At 70.4% G+C, this 21,405-nt stretch carries 20 protein-coding genes; 11 read left to right on the forward strand and 9 right to left on the reverse strand.

Annotated features, from left to right (window positions below; translation table 11 throughout):
* Positions 1 to 661 precede the first annotated feature (661 nt).
* Positions 662 to 2,236, reverse strand: a complete 1,575-nt coding sequence (locus tag ACIPXB_RS34270; protein WP_401456419.1) for a hypothetical protein — start codon at positions 2,234 to 2,236, stop codon at positions 662 to 664.
* 318 nt (positions 2,237 to 2,554) lie between these two features.
* Here ACIPXB_RS34270 and ACIPXB_RS34275 point away from each other — a divergent pair, with 318 nt between their 5' ends.
* From ACIPXB_RS34275 to ACIPXB_RS34285, 3 genes are all read left to right on the forward strand, one after another.
* Positions 2,555 to 3,220: an HNH endonuclease signature motif containing protein gene (locus ACIPXB_RS34275; protein ID WP_401456420.1), complete on the forward strand. Its 666-nt coding sequence runs from the start codon at positions 2,555 to 2,557 to the stop codon at positions 3,218 to 3,220.
* Between the two features lie 196 nt (positions 3,221 to 3,416).
* The gene (locus ACIPXB_RS34280; protein WP_401456422.1) at positions 3,417 to 3,554 is read left to right on the forward strand and encodes a hypothetical protein; all 138 of its coding nucleotides are present in this window, start codon (positions 3,417 to 3,419) and stop codon (positions 3,552 to 3,554) included.
* Positions 3,555 to 3,687: 133 nt separating this feature from the next.
* Positions 3,688 to 4,521, forward strand: coding sequence for a recombinase family protein (locus tag ACIPXB_RS34285; protein ID WP_401456425.1), 834 nt, complete (start codon positions 3,688 to 3,690; stop codon positions 4,519 to 4,521).
* Between the two features lie 69 nt (positions 4,522 to 4,590).
* On the opposite strand, the gene ACIPXB_RS34290 is transcribed toward ACIPXB_RS34285, so the two are convergent.
* The 4 genes from ACIPXB_RS34290 to ACIPXB_RS34305 all read right to left on the reverse strand — a co-directional run bounded on the left by ACIPXB_RS34290 (position 4,591) and on the right by ACIPXB_RS34305 (position 7,667).
* Positions 4,591 to 5,223 (reverse strand): hypothetical protein, encoded by a 633-nt coding sequence (locus ACIPXB_RS34290; RefSeq protein WP_401456426.1) that lies wholly within the window; start codon positions 5,221 to 5,223, stop codon positions 4,591 to 4,593.
* 202 nt (positions 5,224 to 5,425) lie between these two features.
* Positions 5,426 to 6,331, reverse strand: coding sequence for an aldo/keto reductase (locus tag ACIPXB_RS34295; protein WP_401456427.1), 906 nt, complete (start codon positions 6,329 to 6,331; stop codon positions 5,426 to 5,428).
* Entirely contained in the window at positions 6,328 to 7,515 is a 1,188-nt protein-coding gene (locus ACIPXB_RS34300; protein WP_401456430.1) for a JmjC domain-containing protein, read from the reverse strand. Before ACIPXB_RS34300 ends, ACIPXB_RS34295 begins: the two co-directional genes overlap by 4 nt.
* Before the next feature lie 14 nt (positions 7,516 to 7,529).
* Positions 7,530 to 7,667, reverse strand: coding sequence for a hypothetical protein (locus ACIPXB_RS34305; protein WP_361939621.1), 138 nt, complete (start codon positions 7,665 to 7,667; stop codon positions 7,530 to 7,532).
* A 622-nt stretch (positions 7,668 to 8,289) separates the two neighbouring features.
* Between ACIPXB_RS34305 and ACIPXB_RS34310 the strand changes: the two genes are divergently transcribed.
* The 3 genes from ACIPXB_RS34310 (at position 8,290) to ACIPXB_RS34320 (ending at position 11,918) form a co-directional block, all read left to right on the forward strand.
* Entirely contained in the window at positions 8,290 to 9,546 is a 1,257-nt protein-coding gene (locus ACIPXB_RS34310) for a helix-turn-helix transcriptional regulator (RefSeq protein ID WP_401456433.1), read from the forward strand.
* Between the two features lie 14 nt (positions 9,547 to 9,560).
* Complete coding sequence (locus tag ACIPXB_RS34315) at positions 9,561 to 9,920, forward strand: hypothetical protein (protein ID WP_361939627.1); 360 nt, start codon at positions 9,561 to 9,563, stop codon at positions 9,918 to 9,920.
* A 381-nt stretch (positions 9,921 to 10,301) separates the two neighbouring features.
* Positions 10,302 to 11,918: a serine/threonine-protein kinase gene (locus tag ACIPXB_RS34320; RefSeq protein ID WP_401456518.1), complete on the forward strand. Its 1,617-nt coding sequence runs from the start codon at positions 10,302 to 10,304 to the stop codon at positions 11,916 to 11,918.
* Between the two features lie 82 nt (positions 11,919 to 12,000).
* Here ACIPXB_RS34320 and ACIPXB_RS34325 read toward each other — a convergent pair whose 3' ends face one another.
* The 4 genes from ACIPXB_RS34325 to ACIPXB_RS34340 form a co-directional block, all read right to left on the reverse strand.
* On the reverse strand, positions 12,001 to 13,452 hold the full coding sequence (locus tag ACIPXB_RS34325) for an amino acid permease (protein WP_401456435.1): 1,452 nt from the start codon (positions 13,450 to 13,452) through the stop codon (positions 12,001 to 12,003).
* Positions 13,453 to 13,658: 206 nt separating this feature from the next.
* Positions 13,659 to 15,212: an APC family permease gene (locus ACIPXB_RS34330; RefSeq protein WP_401456438.1), complete on the reverse strand. Its 1,554-nt coding sequence runs from the start codon at positions 15,210 to 15,212 to the stop codon at positions 13,659 to 13,661.
* A 66-nt stretch (positions 15,213 to 15,278) separates the two neighbouring features.
* Complete coding sequence (locus ACIPXB_RS34335) at positions 15,279 to 16,235, reverse strand: hypothetical protein (protein WP_401456441.1); 957 nt, start codon at positions 16,233 to 16,235, stop codon at positions 15,279 to 15,281.
* A gap of 683 nt (positions 16,236 to 16,918) precedes the next feature.
* On the reverse strand, positions 16,919 to 18,574 hold the full coding sequence (locus ACIPXB_RS34340) for an FAD-binding dehydrogenase (protein ID WP_401456443.1): 1,656 nt from the start codon (positions 18,572 to 18,574) through the stop codon (positions 16,919 to 16,921).
* Between the two features lie 89 nt (positions 18,575 to 18,663).
* Between ACIPXB_RS34340 and ACIPXB_RS34345 the strand changes: the two genes are divergently transcribed.
* From ACIPXB_RS34345 to ACIPXB_RS34365, 5 genes are all read left to right on the forward strand, one after another.
* A complete protein-coding gene (locus ACIPXB_RS34345; RefSeq protein WP_401456445.1) occupies positions 18,664 to 19,185 on the forward strand; it encodes an NUDIX hydrolase in 522 nt (173 codons plus the stop codon).
* A 9-nt stretch (positions 19,186 to 19,194) separates the two neighbouring features.
* Positions 19,195 to 19,593, forward strand: coding sequence for a YidH family protein (locus ACIPXB_RS34350; RefSeq protein ID WP_401456448.1), 399 nt, complete (start codon positions 19,195 to 19,197; stop codon positions 19,591 to 19,593).
* A complete protein-coding gene (locus ACIPXB_RS34355) occupies positions 19,590 to 19,949 on the forward strand; it encodes a DUF202 domain-containing protein (RefSeq protein ID WP_401456451.1) in 360 nt (119 codons plus the stop codon). The genes ACIPXB_RS34350 and ACIPXB_RS34355 overlap by 4 nt, the downstream gene beginning before the upstream one ends.
* Before the next feature lie 105 nt (positions 19,950 to 20,054).
* Positions 20,055 to 20,375, forward strand: coding sequence for a hypothetical protein (locus ACIPXB_RS34360; protein WP_401456453.1), 321 nt, complete (start codon positions 20,055 to 20,057; stop codon positions 20,373 to 20,375).
* 107 nt (positions 20,376 to 20,482) lie between these two features.
* On the forward strand, positions 20,483 to 21,394 hold the full coding sequence (locus ACIPXB_RS34365; protein ID WP_401456456.1) for an MBL fold metallo-hydrolase: 912 nt from the start codon (positions 20,483 to 20,485) through the stop codon (positions 21,392 to 21,394).
* Positions 21,395 to 21,405: the final 11 nt, after the last annotated feature.

Genomic DNA, 21,405 nt, shown 5'->3' on the forward strand with positions numbered 1-21,405 from the left:
TCGTGAATCCGGAACTCTTCCGGCAGGTGCAACCGGGTCCGGAGCGTGCGCCACCGTGCCGACACCTTTTCGGGGTCCTGGGGGCCGCCTGCCTCCCCTCGGTACAGCTTGAAGCCGTCGCGGGCGAACACCAGGTCGTGATCAACCCAGCCGGCCCCAAGCTGCTCAGTGGGAGCAGTGACATACGGGATGTGTCGATGCCGGGCTGGAAGGCATACGTCATGTGTCGCTACAACCCTGTGAGCTGGGGCAATGCGTTGCCCTCTCTCTATCTCTCTTGATGAGCCTTCGAGTACGTCGATGGCAGGGCATGGGGAGATAGCCCAAGGGCGGCCTCAGGTCGCCACATCGCGAAGCCGTCCACGCCTGGGCGGCCCCAACGGGGCCGACAGTGAAGCCGTTTACGTACGTAGGCATCGGCGAACGGGAGCCGGGGCGCGACAGCGCCCCACCTGACGAGGAGGCCGCAGCAAAGAGCCGGGTAAGGGGCGGCCGGAGGCCGCCATAGAGCGAAGACACTTCAACACGACGGCCCCACAGGGGCCGGCATCGGCAAGTCTAGGAGTTTGCCAGGTGGGGCGCTCCGCGCCCGGCAGCGGGACCCTATATAAGCGAGCCCGACGGTGCTATCCCGGCCAGGCGCGCAGGGGCAGAGGGTGATCTACTCAAGCATGATGTGCTCGCTCCGCTTGCCGCTGTCAGTAAACGCCAAGAGGTCGGGTCGATCCCGCAGCACAGTACGAAGTGCAGCGATCGCTACCTGCACAGCTACATCGCGGGACTCGCTGATCTTCTCCATTCTGACGTCGCTGGCCCCGTGAACAATCTTGCTCCGCATGGTGTAGACACCCTTGGCCTGCTTCATGAAGGCGAGGCGCGCTTCGAGCGTCTGACAGAGGAGCCGTGCCAGTGAGGCGCAAACACGGAAAGTGATCTCACTGTGTGTGCCGAATATGGATTCCCAGACGATGACAGCGTCTACGAGGGCGTCGACGGGATCCTGTCGTTCAGTGATCGCGCGGAGGAGTCGCTGCGACGCGTGGCCGAGATTCTCAAGCGCTAGACCGTCCAGTACTGCGATCCATCGTTCCCATTCCTCGGCTTGCTCGACCGACAGGCGCGTTGGCGTCCTCTGACGCAGCCTGGCGATCTCTGTCATCGTGGAACCTGTCGAATCCGCAATGGGGTTTTCGACTTTCGCCCAAGTTGGTAGTAGCGGCGGCAAGTGTGGGTCTTCCATAGCCAGGGCGAAGGCGAGCCGGACATCTTGAACCCGGCGCTCAAGATGGCTGCAGCTTGTCGACGAGATGCCGGATGGGAACTCGCCCTCGGTGGGCGGATTAGTGAACTTCGAGACCCACGGGACCGACGTTTCTACGGTCAGATCACCTGTGCCTCGGCTGACAAGTTGCGATCCGTCGGGAAGCGACATGCTGGTGAGGTCGCGCAGGCTGTCGACGTGACGATTGTCGCTGTCGAGGGTTACGCGCACCCTGCCCCAGGGGGCAGAAAGTTCCTGCTTCTCTTCGGGTAGGAGGACTCCAGAAAGCCCCGCCAGGGCTAGCGTGTGGACAGCCTTCCCCGCGTAGAGCTCTCGTGCGGCGTTGAGCGCTGCGGGAAGTTCGTCGAGTAGGTCGTCCAGTTTCGGTGCTCCCACACGCCGTATTGAGGCGTGGCGAAACGCGGCCGCGACGATGCCCGGTCCCAATATTGCGAGCTGGAGGCCGCCACCAGTGCCAGCACTGGTGATGTGGAACAGCCCGTCCATAGGTGCGGATTCGATGGTGAACGGCAAGGCCGGGTCCTCGGCGATGGCCCGAGTCATACGCTCCCTGGCTTGGCCTCCCCATCCGAGGGAGAATCCGCCTTCCCCTAGAAGGAGGCCTCCAAAGTTCTCTGCTGCCCATACGTGCAGAGCGGCCAGCACCATGTCATCCGGTGGTTCAGGGAGTACCGGTTCCGCACCACCCGACGCCAGTCGGAGTTCGTTAAGCAAGGTCTTGCCCGTGTCAGGGTTGATCATCGCAAGGTGGCTGAGCCGGAGGTAGGCGGGTACCGGCACGCCTTCCGGTATGGCCCCGCGCGAAGCCCGGTGAACGAGCGTCGCGACCGAGCGTTGATCGGGTGTGCGTATAGGTTGGCCATCGACAGCGAGGACCCAGTCGACGAACCCGTCTCCGAAGAGGCGGCGGATCGCCACCTCGTCCGCTGCTGGATCTTCCAGGGGTGCAGTCACCTTCCCGACGATATAGATCTGCGCACATCTGCACCCATGAATTCTTGAGCCGCTGCGGGTCGACGAGGCGACAATCTGGCTGCGCTGCCCACATCGCCGCGTGGCTGGCCGTCGGCTTGCGGCGAAGAGCAACAGCACCGCCAACGGAACCAGCGGAAGCGGTGGCGAGGCCTCAACCGCCCACACACAGGGGCGCCGCCTGTCAGTGCCTCCTCGTACGATGCCGCCGGACCGTACGGCTGAGGGGTGGGGATGGCGGCGACTGGGCAAGAGGTGCTGAGCAAGGACCGTGGGAGTCAAGACCTTTGGGTGTGGATTATGGTCCTGCTGGCGAACCGGCGTCGCTGTGTGTACTGCAACGAGGCGCAGTCCGAGACCCTGGAGCACGAAGCCCCATTGGCGGGTGCCCACGGGCGAGACGTCTGGTGGAACCTGGTGCCGGCCTGCGACAAGTGCAACCGGTGGAAGAGCTGGAAGAACGCCGCCGAGTGGCAGCGAGACATGAAGCTGCAATACGCCTACCCGAAAGAGGCCTTCGCGAGGAACCTGCTCCCACTCCGTACCGTTGAGGGGATCAAAGACCGCGTGGCCCAGGTGCAGCGGGAGATACAGGACTCTGCTCGACGTCACTGGTTCCAACACCACTATGGCCGTGAGCGCACACCCCGACGACGAGCGGAGAAACACGTCGAAGTCCAGCGGTGCGCAGAAAAGCTGGAGCGCTACCTCTATCTTCCGTGGACGTCGGAGGAGGTCCGACCCGCGAAGAACTCCTGCACGCGGGCCCTGTGCTGCGGCTACCAGCGGAAGGAAGCCGTCCTGGAGTACGTCACGCTGGCCAAGACCGAGCGCCAAGACCTGGAGCGCATGGCGTACGAGAGGGGCCTCTACCTCGGCGATCTGATCGGCACCTTGTTGAAGCCGGAGATCGAAAAGTGGCGCACGAATCGACCAATCGAGCATGACACCGGCCTCGACCCTTGACCCGCGTTGACCAGGGAGAACGCAGTCCTGCGCCAGCGGAGAGCCGGCTCGGAACGCCCCTGGAACCGTGGCGGAATCAGAGCTGCTAAGACATGGCGGTCGAGCAAGGCCCCCTTCGGGGGTCATACCCCCACCCCTCGGCCGTGGCAGTTGGTCACGGGCGTGACGACTATGGCGCTGACGGCGTTGTTCTGCCATGACTGAGAACGAATGGCTGGAGTACTGGCTGGCACGAGCACCCAGGCTCAGCGAGGAGCAAGTGGACGAGATCCTCAGCCTCATAGGGCTGGAGCAGAAACCCGATGGCGGGGGGTACAACCAGGACGTCTCGTAAACCTTCGTTATCGAGACGGTTGGACCAGGGTCGGGACATGTCCGTTTCGCCCCTGCCCGAATGTCTCGAAACCCGTCCCGAAACATCGCCGCTCAGTCTATCTTTCGGGATACGTTTATGGGACGGTCTCGTCATGACCATGAACACCCCGGCCGCACAGGTCGAACGTCACGACTGCCCGAAGTGCGACGCTCCCGCCGGTAGTCCCTGCCGTACGACCACGGGCAAGGTGGCGGCGAACTATCACACGGGGCGCTTCGCCCTGGTGGCCGCGCTCAAGGCGGAACTGACCGTGAAGACTCCGGCCGACCGTAACCCCGGCAAGGTATGGACGGCAGGCGCTCCCGTTCCGCAGGCATCCGACGCGATACCGGGCGCAGCGATCCGACTGGGTTACGCCCGTTGCTCCACGGTCGGGCAGGAACTCCAGTCACAATTGGACATGCTCGCCCGTGCCGACTGCACCCGCGTCTTCTCGGAGAAGATCAGTACCCGTGTGAAGGAGCGGCCGGAGTTGGAGAAGGCACTCACGCTGGCAGGGGAGATCAAGGCAGCCGCGCCGAATCAGCCGGTCATCCTGACCGTCGCCGAGATGAAGCGGCTTGCTCGGAGTGCGGCAGAGTTGATGACGCTGTCGTCCACGCTTCAGGCGGACGGCATCCAACTGGAACTCCTGTCCGGTCCCCTTCAAGGCGTCTACGACCCGAACGGGGCAGGTGCCATCGTGTTCGCCGTGCTCGCCGTGAGTGCCGAGGTGGAGCGGGAAGGTATCCGGGAGAAGACGTTGGAAGGGCTGGACGCTGCGGCCCGCAAGGGCAACGTCGGTGGGCGTCCGACCGTCGTGGACGACGACAAGCTGGCCGTGGCCCGTGCCCGGCACCGCAAGGGGGAGAGCGTCACGTCCATCGCTAAGGCCCTGGGAATCGGGCGTGCCACCTTGTACCGCCACCTCGGAGAGAGCGCCTGAGGCGGGCGCACACGGACACAGGCAGGCCCCCGGCATCGCGTCGGGGGCCGCTGTCATTCCACGGGCCTGTCAGGCGCTGACCTCCGAGTGCACCGGAACCGGTGGCCGAACGCCCGTGAGTGACTCCGCGCGAGCGAGTAGGCGCGGGGCCAGGTCCGGGTACCAGCCACGGGCTACGGCTTGCAGCATCTCCGCCAGGGCGGCGAGTTCTCCGACTCGGCCGGCAGGGGTGTCCAGGACCGAAGCGAACTCCAGCCGGATGCGCTCCGCCACGTCGGGAACGAGCAGGCTGTTGGCATGGAGGAGGCCCGCGTCGTAGCCGTAGGGCACTAGGCCCCACCGCTCCCAGTCCAGCAGGATCAGGGGCATGGTCGTGAGGTTGCCCCAGTGCAGGTCACCGTGACCGGTCACCCGCTCCACCTTGGCAGGGGCAGGGATGCCGAGGAACTGGGGGAAGGCGCGCTCGATCCACCCGTCCCGGACAGTGGCCCTCACCCCCTCCGCCCCAGTGAGCAGGGCCAGGGCTCGGCGCAGGTCGGCCCACCACTCGTCAGGCAAGTGGGGGTCGTGGTGCAGGTCGGCCCGCTCCGGGGACACGACGGGATGTGTCACGTAGCCGAGGACTTCGGCCTCGAAGGCCCACTCGCCGTCGGTCCAGTCGTACACCTCGTGCAGGCGCGGTCGCGGGACAGCGTCAGGCACCAGCAAGGAGGCCCCCACGATGCCCTCCCCCTGCTTCCTGCCTGCGTTCCTCTCAGCGGTCCGGCTTACCCGGAGCCACCGGTCCCCGGCCTGCCGACCGAGGGTGAAACCCTGGAAGCCCCACACCAGCGGGCCCGTGCATGTGAGACCCAGAGCCTTGGCCGCCCGGTCGTGAGCGGCCTCCATCAGGGTCTGTACGTCCTCACTCGGCGGCGAGTTCATCGGTCACCCTCCTTAGTTCATCGGCCGTCAGGGGCGCAGCCAGAGCCTGCGCCGCATCGTCCCAGTGTTCGCCCGTGCTCGCGGAAGTCAGCACGACATCGAGGCCGGGGCACGATCCGGCAGCCAACAGGGCAGCGGCTGCGGCCGACAGGCCGGGGCGGATGAAGTTCACCAGTTCAGGTGTCATGGCCTCCAGTAGTTCGCCACCATGCAGAGGAGCGGAGCCGAACGTGATCAGCCCTGCATCCTTCGCCTGCATCAGCGGTCCGCCGCCGTCGAGTGCCTGCCTGATCAGGTCATCCATGATCAGGCTGACGGGCATCTGCAACCCCGTGAAATGGTGCTGGGTGGAGCCCGCCGCCTGTCGGGCGAGCGCGAGCAACTCGGGAACCGTGAACGCTTCGGAGGTCAGGCCCGTCCAGGTAGCGACGCCGTACCCGCCGATCCTGCCTGCATGGGCGAACTCCTCCAACGCCGTGAAGGCTTCCCGCATACGCCGGTGCAGAGCAGCCCGGTCAAGGCAGTGCCCGTGGTGTTCGGGGTTGTGCACGAACGCCAGATCCACGCGGCCGAGCATGGCCAACGAGCGCTCCGTCTGCCAGTAGACGAAGCCCGGTTCAAGGCTGTGCCGGCTGGCCGCCTCTTCCTGGGTGAGTACACCCTCAGCCAGGGCGGTGCGGCCTTGCGCCTCCGTGAAGAACCCCGTCTTCGTAGCTACCCGCACACTCGGGTACTCCCCGAGAACCGGGCGCAACTCCTCATGCGCCCGACCGTGGGCGTAGTTGGGTGCCGTGTCCACCCAGGGGCTACCGGCAGCCAGGGCGGTGCGTGCCGCTTGACTGACGGCACGCACGCGGTATGTCCCCAGGGAGAGAGCGGCGGTCACAGCGCGGTCCCCACGACCGCGACGGCATGGCCCTCGATGAGGGCTGAGACCAACTCGGCCACGACCTTGATCTCCAGTCCGGCGGAGTCGGCCATCTCGCCGAGCGTGGTCGGCTGACCGGTCAGCAGCGCGCCGAGGACGGGCGCGGCCGACTCGGTGAAGTCCCAGGCGGTACCGGCCGCCGAGAACGTGACCGTGCTGTGGGCGGGGTTTGCCGTCAGACGGCCCCGAGGGGCGGTCAACTTGACCGTGATCTCCGGCCGTGCGGGCAGCCCGTCCACATAGGGCAGCGAGGGAATCGCGTGCCCCAGGTCGGTCGTGTCGATGGACTCAGCCCACCGCTCCACCAACCGGGGATCGGCCAGTTCGTTCAGCAACTCGCCACGTAGCGCGGCGATGAAGGCGGAGTGCTCGCTCAGTGAGGCGAACCGCGGGATGTCCCTGCGCAGCGCGAGGGATGACCGGAGCTGATCGACGACCCAGAGCATGAGGTCCGCGCCCGTGTGCGGCACCAGGCCGAACGTCAGGTGGAGCGACTCCGTACCCTGGTCAGCCGTGACCGCGTGCCACCAGCCTCGCGGCAGGTAGAGCACTTCACCGGGGACGAGAACGATGTCCGCCACCGGGTCACCCCCGGGCCTCTCCGGCGACTCCACGTCCCGGAAGGTCGGGGCCTCGCGCGTGGAGCCGTACAAGCGCCACCGCTTCGAGCCATGCACCTGCACCACCACGACATCGTGGTCGTCCCAATGCAGGCCGAAGCCCTCCCGGTCGGTCCAGGACGCGTACGCGTTGGCTTGCACAGACGTGCCGAGGAACCGTTCGAGACCTTCGGCAGCCGCACCCACAGCCGGGTGGATCTTCTCGACCGCGTCGAGGACCAGCGACGCACCGTCCTTGAGCTGGGCGTGGAAGTCGGCCGGCTGAATGCGGGACCAGGTGACCGCGCGGCGGTTCGTGGTCGGGATCGCGTAGCGGTGAAGGGGGACCATCTCGCCGTCGGCCGACAGGCGCAGCCGGGGTGGTTCCAGTCGCTGCGTGGCGATGATCCGGTTGAGGTCGTCCCAGGAGAACAGGCCCGCTGTGTCGGCGGTGCCGGGGAAGTGCGCGTAGGAGCGGTGGTACGTCTGGGCGAGGAACGTGTCCCCGCCCAGACGCCCCGCCCACGAGGCTGCATCAAGCATCGTGGGCAGCCCCGCTAGTCGTTGCCGTCGGAACGGCCGCTACTGACGTCGGACTCCTGCTCGGCACGCGTCCGCGCAGCCGCGATCTTGCGCTTCGCGACGAGCAGGCCACCTCCCTCGGGGGCCGCCGAACCGGTGTTCTCTTCCACCATCGGACTTACCTCTCTACTCGGGAACTCCCGCCAGGAACCTGGCGGGAAGAAGGGAGGGCAGCAGCCTGAGGCTGCTACCGAGTCGCAAACGTGCCGGCAAGGAACAGGGCCGTACCGCCGAGGACCATCGCCACGTAGAGGGGACCGGCGTACCGGCCGAAGCGGCGGAGCAGCCAGGCTGCTAAGCCGGACATCATGCCGTCCTCGGCTCGATGTCAGCCGGGCGGAGCGACGTGGCGGACAGCGACTGGCGGCCCGTACAGCGGGCGCACCCGCACGGGGGGTATCGGCCCGGATCGGACAGGATGACGAACGGGTCGCCCTCCCGGACACTCGTGCTCTGCTGCCAGGTACGACCCGAATCACGGGACACGCGAAGCGTCATGAGGACGCGGGTGTCAGCTCCGAGGTCCATGGCCTGAGAAGAACTGAGACCATCACGCGCCATGCCGTTCTCCGTTGCCATGTCCGCACCCTTCCGCAGGTTTGCCCCCGTGCCCGTTTGCGACAACACCAAGGAAAGCGCGGGGAGTCCGAGCCCTCCACGGCATCAATGCGGCACTCTTGAGGCACATCCGTGCACGGGAACGCCGTGGGTTCAGGTCACGGGAAGAGGGGCGTCATGGGACTGGCCGAGCGGCGCAAGACCCTGGGTTACAGTCAGGAGAAATTGGCCGAGTTACTTGGCGTGGACCGCACAACGGTCGGACGCTGGGAGAGCGGCAAGATCGCACCGCAGCCGCCTCAGCGGCCAGGCTTGGCAGCCGCCCTCGAAGTGAGCCTTCAAGAGCTGGATGCCCTTCTGACACAGCCACGAGCCGTAAGCCGCACGACCGGATGCCAACAGCCCAGTGACCACCCGAGCGTGGGAGACCCAGACGAAGTGATCCGCCGCGAATTCCTACGCATCCTCACCGTCAGCGGGGCGCTGACCGCCTTGCCGCTGGACGAGGCGGAAGCCCTCTCCGACGGGGTCCTCAGGGGCGCACCCGGCGACTTCGCGCAGATGAACAGCCACCTTTGGCAGGTCTACCAACTGGCCCGGTCCAAGGGGTCCGTCTACCCCATCGTCCGCGACCAACTGACCACCCTGAACGAAGCCCTCGCGGCCGACACCCGAGGCAACTCCCGCCCGCTCCTGAGCGCGGCAGCCGACCTCTTCCAACTGGCCGGGGAAGTTGCCTTCGACGCGAACCGGTACACCGACGCGGCAGCCTCCTACGCCCTCGCAGCATCTGTCAGCAGGGACGCCGGAGCCTACGACCTGTGGGCGTGCGCACTCGTCCGGCACGCCTACGTGGACATGTCGGAGCAGCGCTACCGGCAGGCGGCCCAGGTCCTGGGAGCCGCTGAGCGGCTGGCCGGGCGAGGTGACAGCAACCTCGCCACGCGGCACTGGGTCGCCGCCGTCCAGGCGGAGGCGTACGCCGGCCTGGGCGACCTCGCCGCATGCGAGCGCGCCTTGGACCAGGCGGAGCACGTCATGGACCTGAGCGCGGGCAGTACCAACGGCGGGTGGCTGCGGTTCGACGGGACGCGGCTGGCCGAGGAACGGGGAGCCCGCTACGTCCAGCTCGGACGGCTCGACCTGGCGGAGGAGGCGTTGCGGCGGGCACTGGAGCAGACCGCCCTTGCATCCGGCCAGTCCTACCGGCGGCGCGGCGCCGTCCTGACCGATCTCGCCGCCATCGGGGCCAAGCGGCGCGACCCCGAACACGTCGTCGCGTACGGCCGGGAAGCCCTGCTCCTGGCCCGAGCCTCTTCCTCCGGATACGTCGCCCGTAGACTCCAGACCCTGTGCGACGAGTTCGGCCCCCTGAGCAGGGACCACCGCGTAGCGGAGCTGGGGGCGGAGATCGCCGCGCTCAGCACGCCATGACGAGAGGGGTTGGCATGTCGCAGACCGAAGGTGCACGAGTGTTCCGGGAAGCCTGGATCGCCGGAGTGCACCAGCACTTCCCGGGGGAACCGAAGGCCGGGTACGTGACGCCTTGGGACGACACCCCGCAGTGGGAGCGCGAGGCCGCGGGTTCGGTCTACGAGCAGGTCCGGCAGTTCATCGAGATCAGCGGCGGGCATGCATCGAGGCTGTCCCGCGAGCAGAAGAGTCGGTTTGTCGCGACGTGCTGGACCGCTCAGATGTTCAAGCACTTCGAGGACCCCAAGCCGGGGTACGTGGCCGACTGGCCCGACCTACCGAAGTGGCAGCAGGAGACCGACGCCGACATCTTCGAGACCATCGAAAAGGCCTGATCGAGCGGGCGAGATCGCCCGTCCTGGTCAGGTTGGGCACGTGACCAACGGGTGACCAACAGCGTCCGGAGACGGCCTGAAACAGCAGGAAAAGACAGGAAGCGCAGGACTGCTGAACCCCTGCCACGACAGGCATTCCCGCAGGTCAGAACGCCTACAGGCTGGTGCCCGAGTGGAGAGTTCAAGTCCCCCCTCGGACACCACTGAAAACCCCAGTTCATCTGGGGTTTTCTGCATTTCCGGGCATCGGCCGGGCCGGGGTGTGGGCATCATGGCCCCGTGGATGGTGGACGGGGGGACCGGGTGGGGTTGGGCGGGGCGGGGAACAGTGCGGTGGTCGGGGGGCGTTACCGGCTGCTGGAGCGGCTCGGGCGGGGCGGGATGGGGACCGTCTGGCGGGCCACCGACGAGCTGCTCGGGCGGCCGGTCGCCGTCAAGGAGCTCCATCTCGACGCGGGTACGCAGGCCATGGGCGCCCTGCGGGAGGCACGGGTCGTCGCACAGATCAGGCATCCGCACGTCGTCGTGGTCCATGACGTCGTGGAACACGAGGGCCTGCCCTGCATCGTCATGGAGCTCGTCGAGGGCGGTTCGCTCGCCGACCGGCTCGTGGCCCGGGGGCCGCTGGCGCCGGACGAGGCGGCCCGGATCGGGCTGGCGCTGCTCGGGGCGCTGGGCGCGGCGCACGGCCGCGGGGTGCTGCACCGGGACGTCAAGCCCGCCAACGTGCTCCTGGAGGCGGAGACCGGGCGGGTGGTGCTGACCGACTTCGGGATCGCGCGCCTGGCCGGGTCCACGACCATCAGCGAGACCGGGGCGTTCGTGGGCTCGCCCGAGTACACCGCGCCTGAACGGATGCAGGGTGCGGCCGCCGGGCCGGCGTCCGATCTGTGGTCGCTGGGTGCGCTGCTGTGCGCGGCGGTCACGGGCGAGTCGCCCTTCCACCGTGATTCGATCGGCGGCGTCCTGCACGCCGTGGTGTACGACGAGATCCGCCCGCCCGCGCAGCTGGGGCCGCTGCTGCCGGCGGTGCGCGGGCTGCTGGAGCGCGATCCGCACAAGCGGCTGGGCGCGGCGGCGGCGGAACGGCTGCTGTCGGCGTGCGCGGGTGCTGGGAGCGTGCCGCCGGCCGGGGCGGGGGTGGGGGCGGAGGCCGGCTATTCGCCGACCGAGCGGGTCGCCCGGCCGTCGGGCGGGACGGGGTCGGCCGCGGGGTCGGCCACGCCGTCGGCCACCGTGCCGGCTCCGGAGCCGGGAACGGCCGGCGGGGGGTGGCGGCGGCCCGGGGTGCGGGTGGTGCTGATCGCCGCGCTGGTGGTCGCGGTGGCCGGGGGCACCGTCACCGCGGTGTCGCTGCTCGGTGACCGGGGGGAGGGGAAGCAGCGGTCGGTGGCCCCGGCGACGACGGTGCCGCCCACGGCCACGCCGTCGCCCACGCCCACGCCGTCGCCCGGTGCTTCCCAGGGCGGCGGGAACGACAAGCCCTCCGCGCCCGCGCCCGCGCCGTCGGCTCCGTCGGCTCCGGCGCCGTCACCCCCCTCCGCCCGGCCCGCGCCTCCCGGGTACCGGACCGTGGCCGACCCGGACGGGTTCTCCCTCGCCGTGCCCGTCGGATACCGGCGCACCCTCGACGGGATCCGCGTGGTGTACGTCTCGCCGGACGCGTCGGTGCGCATCGGGATCAAGATCACGGCCCGGGAACCCGGCGGGCCGCTCGGCGTGATGCGCCGCGCCGATGCCAACGGGGCGCGTGACTACCCCGGGTTCCGGGACAACTCGGTCGTCGCCACGACCCACAACGGGCTGCCCGCGGCGCTGTGGGAGTTCACCTGGAAGGGCCACTCGGCCGCCGAGGGCCCCCGGAGCACGGTCGACGTCTGCTGGGAGGAGCGGGACAGGCTGTACGACGTGTGGGTGTCGGCCCCGGTGGGCCGCTCCGGCGAGGCCCGGGGGTACTTCGACGCCGCGCTGGACTCCTTCGTCCCGCCCGCCGGCTGACATCAGGACGTACAGGACGCGGACGTACGAGGGCCCCGCCGCCGGAGACCGGCCGCGGGGCCCTCGTGCGCGGGACGGGGCGTCAGTCGCGGGCGGCGGCGAGCTCCGCCACCCGGCCGCGGACCAGGAACCAGCCGCCGACCAGGGCGGCCGCGATGACCGGCAGGAACATCACGGTGGTGCGGCCGACGCCGCCGTCGCACCACATGAGGATCAGGACGGTGAGCAGGAAGCCCAGGGTGACGATCTGCGTGTACGGGGCCCAGGGCAGCTTGTAGCCGGGGCGCTCGACCTCACCGCGCTGGGCGCGGCGCCAGAAGAACAGCGAGCAGATCATGACCATCGCCCAGGTGCCCAGGATGCCGATGGACGCGAGGTTGAGGACGATCTCGAAGGCGTCGGAGGGCATGAAGTAGTTCAGGGCGACGCCCGCGACACCGAAGGCGGCCGTGAAGAGGACGCCGCCGTAGGGGACCTTGCCCTTGTTCATGCGGGCGGTGAACTTCGGGGCGGAGCCCGACATGGCCATGGAGCGCAGGATGCGGCCGGTGGAGTAGAGGCCGGAGTTCAGCGAGGACAGCGCGGCCGTCAGGACGACGAGGTTCATGATGCCGGCGGTGCCGGGGATGCCGAGCTTGTCGAAGACGGTGACGAACGGGCTCTGGCCGGAGGTGTAGGCGGTGTACGGCAGCAGCAGGGCCAGCAGGACCACGGAGCCGACGTAGAAGATGCCGACGCGCCACATGATCGAGTTGATCGCCTTCGGCATGATCTTCTCGGGGTTCTCGGTCTCACCGGCGGCGACGCCGCACAGCTCGACGGAGGCGTACGCGAAGACGACGCCCTGGATCACCAGGAGCATCGGCAGGACGCCGGACGGGAAGAGGCCGCCGTTGTCGGTGATGGTGGACAGGCCCGGGGTGTGGCCGTCGATCGGGTGGCTGGTGGCGACCAGGTAGATGCCAACGAGCATGAAGGCGACCAGGGCGGCGACCTTGATGATCGAGAACCAGAACTCCATCTCGCCGAAGTACTTCACCGAGATCAGGTTGGCGGTCAGGACGACGGCCAGGGCGATCAGCGCCAGGATCCACTGGGGGATGTCGCTGAACATGGCCCAGAAGTGGGCGTAGGTCGCGGCGGCCGTGATGTCCGCCACGGTGGTGGTGGACCAGTTCAGGAAGTAGAGCCAGCCGGCCGTGTAGGCGCCCTTCTCCCCCATGAACTCGCGCGCGTAGGAGACGAAGGCGCCGGAGGAGGGGCGGTACAGGACGAGCTCACCGAGCGCCCGGACGACGAAGAAGGCGAAGACGCCGCACACCGCGTACGCGATGGCCAGGGAGGGACCGGCGCCCGCGAGGCGGCCTCCGGCACCCAGGAACAGGCCGGTGCCTATCGCCCCGCCGATCGCGATCATGTTGATGTGGCGGGACTTCAGGTCCTTGCTGTAGCCCTCGTCGCCGGCGTCGACGTGGACGGATGCCGACGGCTTGGCCGACGCGGCCGAGGCCTTCGTCAGGGTGCGGTCACTCATGTATGACTTCGCCTTCGTGGATCGGACAGGCAGGCCGGACGCCCGCGGAGGAGCGGGATGGTGTCCCCCGTGTTGCGGCCCGGTGAATTTTGTTCGCACCAGGAGACCACGGCAGGCAGTCGGCGCCAAACCGGCCATCGAACGCGAAGGCCCCCCGCGCCCTTCGAAAAGGGTGCCGGGGGCCTTCGTGGAGACCGGTACCAAGGTCAGGTGCGGGTGTCCGCCTCGGTCGCGGTCGCGGCCTGGTCCAGGCGGAACGCCTCGTTCCCCAGGCCGATGTGCGCGTGGACCTCCGGCTTGCGGGCGCGCAGCACCGCGCCGTACGCCAGGCCCAGTACGGCGGCCGTACCGATGATGCCGGGCAGCACCCAGGGCAGCGCGGAGCCCTCGGCGGCGCCGACCAGGACACCGAAGTCCTTGACGGTGTACACGGCGATGGCGAGGAGGGCCAGGCCCGCGGCGCCGGCGGCGACCAGGCGCCAGATCTGCGCGCCGGCGGTGCCGCGGCGCACGAAGAAGGCGATGACGGCGAAGGAGGCGGCGGCCATGAGAAGTGTCACGCCGAGCGCGCCGACGCTGCCCATCCAGGTGAACAGGTGCAGCACGGGCGTGGTGGGGTCGCCGGCGGGCATGTCGTCGGTGAGCGCGAAGGCCAGCACGACGACGGTGGCGATCACGGTCTGGAGCAGGGATCCGGTGCCGGGGGCGCCGGTGCCGGGGTTGGTACGGCCGAAGGCGGCCGGGAGCAGGCCCTCGCGGCCCATGGCGAAGGCGTAGCGGGCGACGACGTTGTGGAAGCTGAGCATGGCCGCGAACATGCCGGTGACGAAGAGCACGTGCAGGACGTCGGTGAAGCCGGTGCCCAGGCGGGTCTCGGTGAGCTGGAAGAGCAGGGCGGGTCCGGCGTCGGCCGCCGTCCTGACCACCTCGGAGGGGCCGGTGGCGACGGTGAGGGCCCAGGCGCTGAAGGCGAAGAAGAGGGCGACGAATCCGACGGCGAGGAACATCACGCGGGAGACGACGATGTGCGGCTTGCTGGTCTCCTCGGCGTAGACCGGGGACTGCTCGAAGCCGACGAACGCGGCGATGCAGAAGCACAGGGCGGTGCCGAGACCGGCGCCGCTGAGGGTCTCGGGGTTGAAGGCGCGCAGCGAGAGGCCCTCGGCGGCGGGCTCGGCGAGGGCGGCGACGTCGAAGACGACGACCAGGGCGCACTCGATGAGGAGGAGGACGCCGAGCACCTTGGCATTGAGGTCGATCTTGAGCCAGCCGAGGGCGCCGGTCACGGCGACGGCGAGCAGGGCGGGTATCCACCACGCGACGCGGAGGTCCAGGTACGTGGCGAAGATGCCGGAGATCTCGAAGCCGAGGATGCCGTAGACGCCGACCTGCATCGCGCTGTACGCGACGAGGGCGACCAGGGAGGCGCCGGCGCCCGCGGTGGGTCCCAGGCCCCGGGCGATGTACGCGTAGAAGGCGCCGGCGTTGTGGACGTGCCGGCTCATCTCGGCGTAGCCGATGCTGAACAGGGCGAGGACCAGACCGAGGACGACGAACAGCAGCGGCTGGCCGACCACGCCCATCACGCCGAAGGTGGTGGGCATCACACCGGCGACCACCATGAGGGGGGCGCTGGCGGCGAGTACGGAGAGCAGCAGGCCCGCGGTGCCGAGGCGGCCCGCGCGCAGGGCCCGGTCCTGGCCCTTGTAGGTGCGGATCTCGGCCGCGGGGTGGAGCGTGGTGGATCTGCCCGTCGCCATGGCGGGTGGTCCTTTCGGGGGTCGCGGAGGTTCGGGGGTCGCGGAGGTTCAGCAGGTCGCGGGGGTTCAGGCGGAGCCGAGCGCGGCACTGCGCGCGGCGAGGAAGGCCTTGTGGGGGTCGAGGTCGGGGTAGGACCAGGGGGCGCGGGTGGCGTGCCGCCCGATGCGGTGGAAGAGGGCGGCGGCCTCGGCGGGGCGGCCCTCGCAGAGCTTGGCGTGGGCCAGGAAGTTGAGGTCGACCCGGTTGCGGGGGTGGTCCTCGCGCTCCCACTCCAGCCACCAGTCGAAGGCGGCGCGCAGCACCTGCCGGGCGCGGCGGCCGGACCAGTGCTGGGTGGCGCCGCCCGCTCCGTCGGGTGTGCGGCCGTGCGCGGCGGCGAGGACGCGGTACCGCTCGGCGTGGGCGATGACGGGGAGGACGGCGAGCGGGGAGTCGGCCGGGGACTCCTCGGCGGCCCAGGCGGCGAAGTCGTACACCTCGTGGAGGGGGTCGTGGCCGGTGCCGGGGGTGCGTTCGGCGAGTTTGGCGACCATGAGGTGGTGGGCGTGGTGGTGCTCGCGGTGGCGGGCCCGTACCTGGTCGAAGTGGCGGGTGAACTCCTCCTCGGAGCCGAAGACGCGGGAGAGCAGGAGCAGGCCGAGCCAGGGGGTGGGGTCGGCGGGGAACAGGGCGGCGGCGCGGCGGCAGGCCTCGTCGGCGGCCTCGGGCGTGCCCTTGCGGCGCAGGGCGTCGAAGACGGCCGCGCAGGCGAGGAGGGTGGTCGCGTCGGCGCTCTCGGGTTCGGTGAGCAGCCATTCGCGGGCCCACGCGGTGGCGGCGGGGGCCTCGGCGAGGACGACGAGGCGGTGGCCGCGGCGGTCCCAGTCGTCTCCGGTGGCGGTGAGCAGGGCGCGTGCCCTGGACCAGCGGCCCTGGGAGAACTGGGAGCGGACGTCGACCAGTTCGGTGTCGCACAGGGCCGGGTCGAAGAGCTGGGCATCCCGCTTGCGGGCGCGGCCGAGAGGCGGCGGAGGCGGGGACATCCGCGGTCTTCCCTCCAGGACGCGGGCGCGGGCGGCTGTGACGGTGGGCGGGGCGTGGCAGGGGTGTGGCAGGGGCGTGGCGTGGCTGTGCGTGCGGGTGGTGCTGCGGGTGGTGCTGCGGTCTCGGTCTCGTCGCTGCGGGCTGTCGCTCCGGTACTCCGAGTGGATGATCACGCACAGCAAAGCGGTACGCACAGCTCCGCGTCAAGGCCTGAACTGCTCGGTGGCGGGTTTCAACTGCTGCGATGTCCGAGTGAGTTGGGGTGCTTGTTCCGGTCCGTCCGGCGGCGTCCGCCGCGCCCGCGCGACGCCCCGGCGGGAACGGGCGGGCGGGCACCGCCGCGCACAAGCGGGTGCGGCCCCCGCGCGGCCCGGTGCGGCCGGTGGGCGGGCGCGGCGCCCGCGGACCCGCCGGGCGACGCGTACCGCGCTCCCGACCGGGGCCGTCGGCCTCCCCGCCGCGTCCCGCCGCGCCGCGCGGCGGCCGTGGCGGACGTACCCGGCCGCCCCCGTGGAGGTGCGCCGCGGGCCGCGCGGACCGGACCGGCACCCCGTCGGCGCCGCCGCGGCGGGCCGCGGGGGTACGGCGGCCTGCCGGCCCGTACCGGCCCGCACGGCGGCGGGAAGCAGGACGCGGCGCTGGCCGAATCGTGTGGGGTCGAAAGGGGGCCGCTGGGCCGGAATCAGCTCACGGCCGCCGCCGCGGCGCGGCCCGCCGCGCGGCCCGAGAAGAGACAGCCGCCGAGGAAGGTGCCCTCCAGGGCCCGGTAGCCGTGGACGCCGCCGCCCCCGAAGCCGGCGGCCTCGCCGGCGGCGTACAGACCGGGCAGCGGTTCACCGGAGGGGGTCAGCACGCGCGAGGAGAGGTCGGTCTCCAGGCCGCCCAGGGACTTGCGGGTGAGGATGGAGAGCCGGACGGCGATCAGCGGGCCCGCCGCGGGGTCGAGGACGCGGTGCGGGGCGGCGGTGCGGATCAGCTTGTCGCCGAGGTACCTGCGGGCGCCGTGGATGGCCGTGACCTGGAGGTCCTTGCTGAAGGGGTTGGCGATCTCGCGGTCGCGGGCGGTGATCTGGCGGCGCAGGTCGGCCTCGTCGATCAGCGGTTCCTTGGTGAGCTCGTTCATCCGGCGCACCAGCGCGGACAGCTCGCGTTCGACGATGAAGTCGGCTCCGCGGTCCATGAACGCCTGGACGGGGCCGGGCACCGCCTGGCGGGCGCGGTCGATGACGCCCCGGACCGACTTGCCGGTGAGGTCGGGGTTCTGCTCGGAGCCGGAGAGGCCGAACTCCTTGCCGATGATGCGCCGGTTGAGGACGAACCAGGTGTGGTCGTACCCGGTCTTCATGATGTGGTCGAGGGTGCCGAGGGTGTCGAAGCCGGGGAAGAGCGGTACGGGCAGCCGCTTGCCGGTGGCGTCCAGCCAGAGCGAGGACGGGCCGGGCAGGATACGGATGCCGTGCCGGGCCCAGATGGGGTTCCAGTTCTCGATGCCCTCGGTGTAGTGCCACATGCGGTCGCGGTTGATGTGGCTGGCGCCGGCGGCTTCGGCGATGCCCAGCATCAGACCGTCCACGTGGGCCGGGACGCCGCAGAGCATGCGCTCGGGCGGGGTGCCGAGCCGGGCCGGCCACTGCTTGCGGACCAGGTCGTGGTTGCCGCCGATGCCGCCGGAGGTGACGATCACGGCCTGGGCGCGGAGCGTGAACGCGCCGGTGGCCTCGCGGCCGCTGGCCGCGCCGCGTCCGGCGTCGGAGGGCGCCAGGATCTCGCCGGTGACCGTGTCCAGGTCGCCGCCGGTACGGGCCAGGCCCGTGACCCGGTGCCGGAACCTCAGATCGACCAGGCCGCGCGCCACCCCGGCCCGCACCCGCCGTTCGAAGGGCTCCACCAGGCCCGGCCCGGTGCCCCAGGTGATGTGGAAGCGGGGTACGGAGTTCCCGTGGCCGGTCGCGTCGTAGCCGCCGCGCTCGGCCCAGCCGACGACGGGGAAGAAGCGGACGCCCTGCGCGTGCAGCCAGGACCGCTTCTCGCCGGCGGCGAAGTCGACGTACGCCTCGGCCCAGCGGCGCGGCCAGGCGTCCTCGTCGCGGTCGAAGCCGGCGGTGCCGAGCCAGTCCTGGAGGGCGAGTTCATGGCTGTCCCTGATCCGCATCCGGCGCTGCTCGGGCGAGTTCACGAAGAACAGGCCGCCGAAGGACCAGTGGGCCTGCCCGCCGATCGACTGCTCCGGTTCCTGGTCGAGCAGGATGACCTTGCGGCCCGCGTCGACGAGCTCGGCGATGGCCGCCAGGCCCGCGAGCCCGGCACCGATCACGATCACGTCAGCGTCGTACACCATGAGTCGAGTTCCGTCCTGTCGTCCGTGGTGGGACGAATCCTGGCTACGCGACGGTAACCAGTCAACACCTGGGTGGAGGGATGGTCCTGATGAGCGCTGCCGACGAGATCCTGGACGTGGTGGACCGCGACGACCGGGTGGTCGGGCGGGCGCCGCGCGGCGAGGTGTACGCGCGGGGGCTGCTCCACCGGTGCGTGTTCGTGCAGGCCAGGGATGCGGAGGGGCGGATCTTCGTGCACCGCCGGACCGCGTCCAAGCTGGTCTTCCCGTCCCACTACGACATGTTCGTGGGCGGGGTGCTGGGGGCGGGCGAGAGCTACGCGCAGGCCGCGCTGCGCGAGGCCGAGGAGGAGCTGGGGGTGTCCGGACTGCCGCAGCCGGCGCCGCTGCTGAAGTTCCTGTACGAGGGCGAGGGCGGGGCCTGGTGGTCGTACGTCCACGAGGTGCGCTGCACGCTGCCGGTGGCGCCGCAGGAGGCGGAGGTGGACTGGTACGCCTTCCTGCCGGAGGAGGAGGTGCGGGCGCGGGTGGCGGCGGGCACCTGGGCGTGGGTGCCGGACGGACTGGAGGCGTACCGGAGGCTGCGGGCGTTCCGGGCGGCCGGCGCGTAGATTGCGCGTGTGATCGACTTCGTCAAAGACGTGCGCCTGTGGTTCGCGCCGCAGCGGCTACGGGAGGAGGGCGAGACTCCCGACTACCGGTTCTCGCTCGCCAACGAGCGGACGTTCCTGGCGTGGATCCGCACCGCGCTGGCGCTGGTGGGCGGCGGTTTCGCGGTGGACCAGTTCCTGCCGGACCTGCGGTGGGGCGTACGGGTCGGGATGGCGCTGGCGCTGCTGGCGGTGGGCGCCGCGTGCGCGCTGCGGGCGGTGAACCACTGGGTGCGCTGCGAGCGGGCGATGCGGCGCGGCGAGGACCTGCCCCTGTCACGGTTCCCGGTGGTGCTGAGCCTGGGTGTGGGGCTGGTGGCGCTGGCGATGGTGGTGGTCGTGCTGATGGGCTGGACGACGGGGCAATGAGCGCGGCGGCCGGTACGCGGGATCCCGGCGGCCCGCGGGACCTCGACGGGCAGGATCCGCGCGACCCCGGCCTGCAGCCGGAGCGGACCCGGCTGGCGTGGCGGCGTACGACGCTGACCTGCGCGATCACGGCCGTGCTGGCGGTACGGCAGGCGGTGCACGGGTCGCAGGGCCGGCTGGAGGTGGTGGCCACGGCGGTGATCGTGCTGCTGTGGCTGGCGTTCCTGGGCGTGGCGCACCGGCGGATCCGGGAACTGGCCGCCGCGCGGCCGCCGGCGCTGGCACCGCGGGCGGGGTTCGCGGCGGTGGCGTGCGTGCTGGCGCTGGCGCTGTTCGCGCTGGCGCTCATCATCTGAACCGCTGGTGCGATGGTCGGTCTTGCCGGTGACGCTGACCCTCCCGAAGGGAGCATATGGGTCACTAACGTGCGATACCACCCCCTCCGCACCAGCCTCGGACCCATGACGACCCTGCACCACGAACACCCCACGCACGAGCACGCGCACGGCCCCGGCTGCGGTCACACCGAGGTCGACCACGGCGACCACGTCGACTACGCGCACGGCGGCCACCTGCACCGGCAGCACGCGGGGCACTGGGACGAGTGCGAGCCCGCGGGGCACGTCGCCCACGACGGGCACGCGCACGTGCACGGCGAGGGCTGCGGGCACGACGCGGTGGCGCACGGCGACCACCTGGACTACCTGCACGACGGCCACCGGCACGCGCAGCACGACGGCCACCGGCACGCGCAGCACGACGGCCACTACGACGACCACTGACCCCGCCCGTCCCGCAACCCCCCGCAACCCCCCGCTCCCCCTCCCCGGGCCGCCCGGCGGCTGGCAGGATGCTGCCCGCACGCCAACGCGACCCGGGGAGAACGCACATGACCGCCGACCGGCCCTATCTCGTCGAGCCCGCCGCCGGGGTGCACGCCTACGTCCAGCCCGACGGCGGCTGGTGCCTGAACAACGCCGGCTTCGTGACGGACGGCGGCCGGACCCTCCTCGTCGACACCGCCGCCACCGAGCGCCGCGCCCTCGCGCTGCGCGACGCGATCACGGCGGCCGGGGCCCCGCTGCCGCGCACGGTGGTCAACACCCACCACCACGGCGACCACACCTACGGCAACGGCGTGTTCACGCCCGGGGCACTGGTCGTCGGCCACGACAACGCCCGCGCCGAACAGCTGGCCGCCGGGCACCAGCTGGAGATGATCTGGCCGGAGACCGACTTCGGCGCCATAGAGATCACCGCCCCGGACCTGACGTACAGCGAGCGGCTGACGCTGCACGTCGGGGAGACGGAGGTACAGGTCATCCACCCGGGCGTCGCGCACACCACCGGCGACTCGGTCGTGTGGCTGCCGCGGCAGCGGGTCGTGTTCACCGGGGACCTGGTCTTCGCCGGGGGCACGCCGTTCCTGGCGATGGGCTCGCTGGCCGGCTCGCTGCGGGCGCTGCGGGTGCTGCGCTCCCTGGACGCGGAGACCGTCGTACCGGGGCACGGGCCGCTGACCGGCCCGGAGGCGTACGACGCGACGGAGCGGTACCTGACGTGGGTCGGCGAGCTGGCGCGGGAGGGCCGGGCCGAGGGGCTGACGCCGCTGGAGACCGCGCGCCGGGCCGATCCGGGCGAGTTCGGGCGGTGGCGGGAGAGCGAGCGGCTGGTGGCCAACCTGCACCGGGCGTACGCGGAGCTTCAGGGGCGCCCGGAGGGGGCGCCGCTGGACATCCTGGCCGTATTGAAGGACATGACGGTGATGAACGGCGGTGCGCCGATCCTGTGCCACGCGTGAGGGGGTGGGCC

This window comes from Streptomyces sp. NPDC090022, from assembly GCF_044748145.1.
Taxonomy (GTDB): Bacteria; Actinomycetota; Actinomycetes; order Streptomycetales; family Streptomycetaceae; genus Streptomyces.

What these genes read in the sequence shown, in the direction of transcription:
- ACIPXB_RS34360 (WP_401456453.1), top strand. Translation starts at nt 20,055, where the DNA reads ATGACGACCCTGCACCACGAACACCCCACGCACGAGCACGCGCACGGC.
- ACIPXB_RS34345 (WP_401456445.1), top strand. Translation starts at nt 18,664, where the DNA reads ATGAGCGCTGCCGACGAGATCCTGGACGTGGTGGACCGCGACGACCGG.
- ACIPXB_RS34315 (WP_361939627.1), top strand. Translation starts at nt 9,561, where the DNA reads ATGTCGCAGACCGAAGGTGCACGAGTGTTCCGGGAAGCCTGGATCGCC.
- ACIPXB_RS34325 (WP_401456435.1), bottom strand. Translation starts at nt 13,452, where the DNA reads ATGAGTGACCGCACCCTGACGAAGGCCTCGGCCGCGTCGGCCAAGCCG.
- ACIPXB_RS34330 (WP_401456438.1), bottom strand. Translation starts at nt 15,212, where the DNA reads ATGGCGACGGGCAGATCCACCACGCTCCACCCCGCGGCCGAGATCCGC.
- ACIPXB_RS34305 (WP_361939621.1), bottom strand. Translation starts at nt 7,667, where the DNA reads ATGGTGGAAGAGAACACCGGTTCGGCGGCCCCCGAGGGAGGTGGCCTG.
- ACIPXB_RS34320 (WP_401456518.1), top strand. Translation starts at nt 10,302, where the DNA reads ATGGGGACCGTCTGGCGGGCCACCGACGAGCTGCTCGGGCGGCCGGTC.
- ACIPXB_RS34310 (WP_401456433.1), top strand. Translation starts at nt 8,290, where the DNA reads ATGGGACTGGCCGAGCGGCGCAAGACCCTGGGTTACAGTCAGGAGAAA.
- ACIPXB_RS34335 (WP_401456441.1), bottom strand. Translation starts at nt 16,235, where the DNA reads ATGTCCCCGCCTCCGCCGCCTCTCGGCCGCGCCCGCAAGCGGGATGCC.
- ACIPXB_RS34280 (WP_401456422.1), top strand. Translation starts at nt 3,417, where the DNA reads ATGACTGAGAACGAATGGCTGGAGTACTGGCTGGCACGAGCACCCAGG.
- ACIPXB_RS34355 (WP_401456451.1), top strand. Translation starts at nt 19,590, where the DNA reads ATGAGCGCGGCGGCCGGTACGCGGGATCCCGGCGGCCCGCGGGACCTC.
- ACIPXB_RS34340 (WP_401456443.1), bottom strand. Translation starts at nt 18,574, where the DNA reads ATGGTGTACGACGCTGACGTGATCGTGATCGGTGCCGGGCTCGCGGGC.
- ACIPXB_RS34285 (WP_401456425.1), top strand. Translation starts at nt 3,688, where the DNA reads ATGACCATGAACACCCCGGCCGCACAGGTCGAACGTCACGACTGCCCG.
- ACIPXB_RS34275 (WP_401456420.1), top strand. Translation starts at nt 2,555, where the DNA reads ATGGTCCTGCTGGCGAACCGGCGTCGCTGTGTGTACTGCAACGAGGCG.
- ACIPXB_RS34365 (WP_401456456.1), top strand. Translation starts at nt 20,483, where the DNA reads ATGACCGCCGACCGGCCCTATCTCGTCGAGCCCGCCGCCGGGGTGCAC.
- ACIPXB_RS34300 (WP_401456430.1), bottom strand. Translation starts at nt 7,515, where the DNA reads ATGCTTGATGCAGCCTCGTGGGCGGGGCGTCTGGGCGGGGACACGTTC.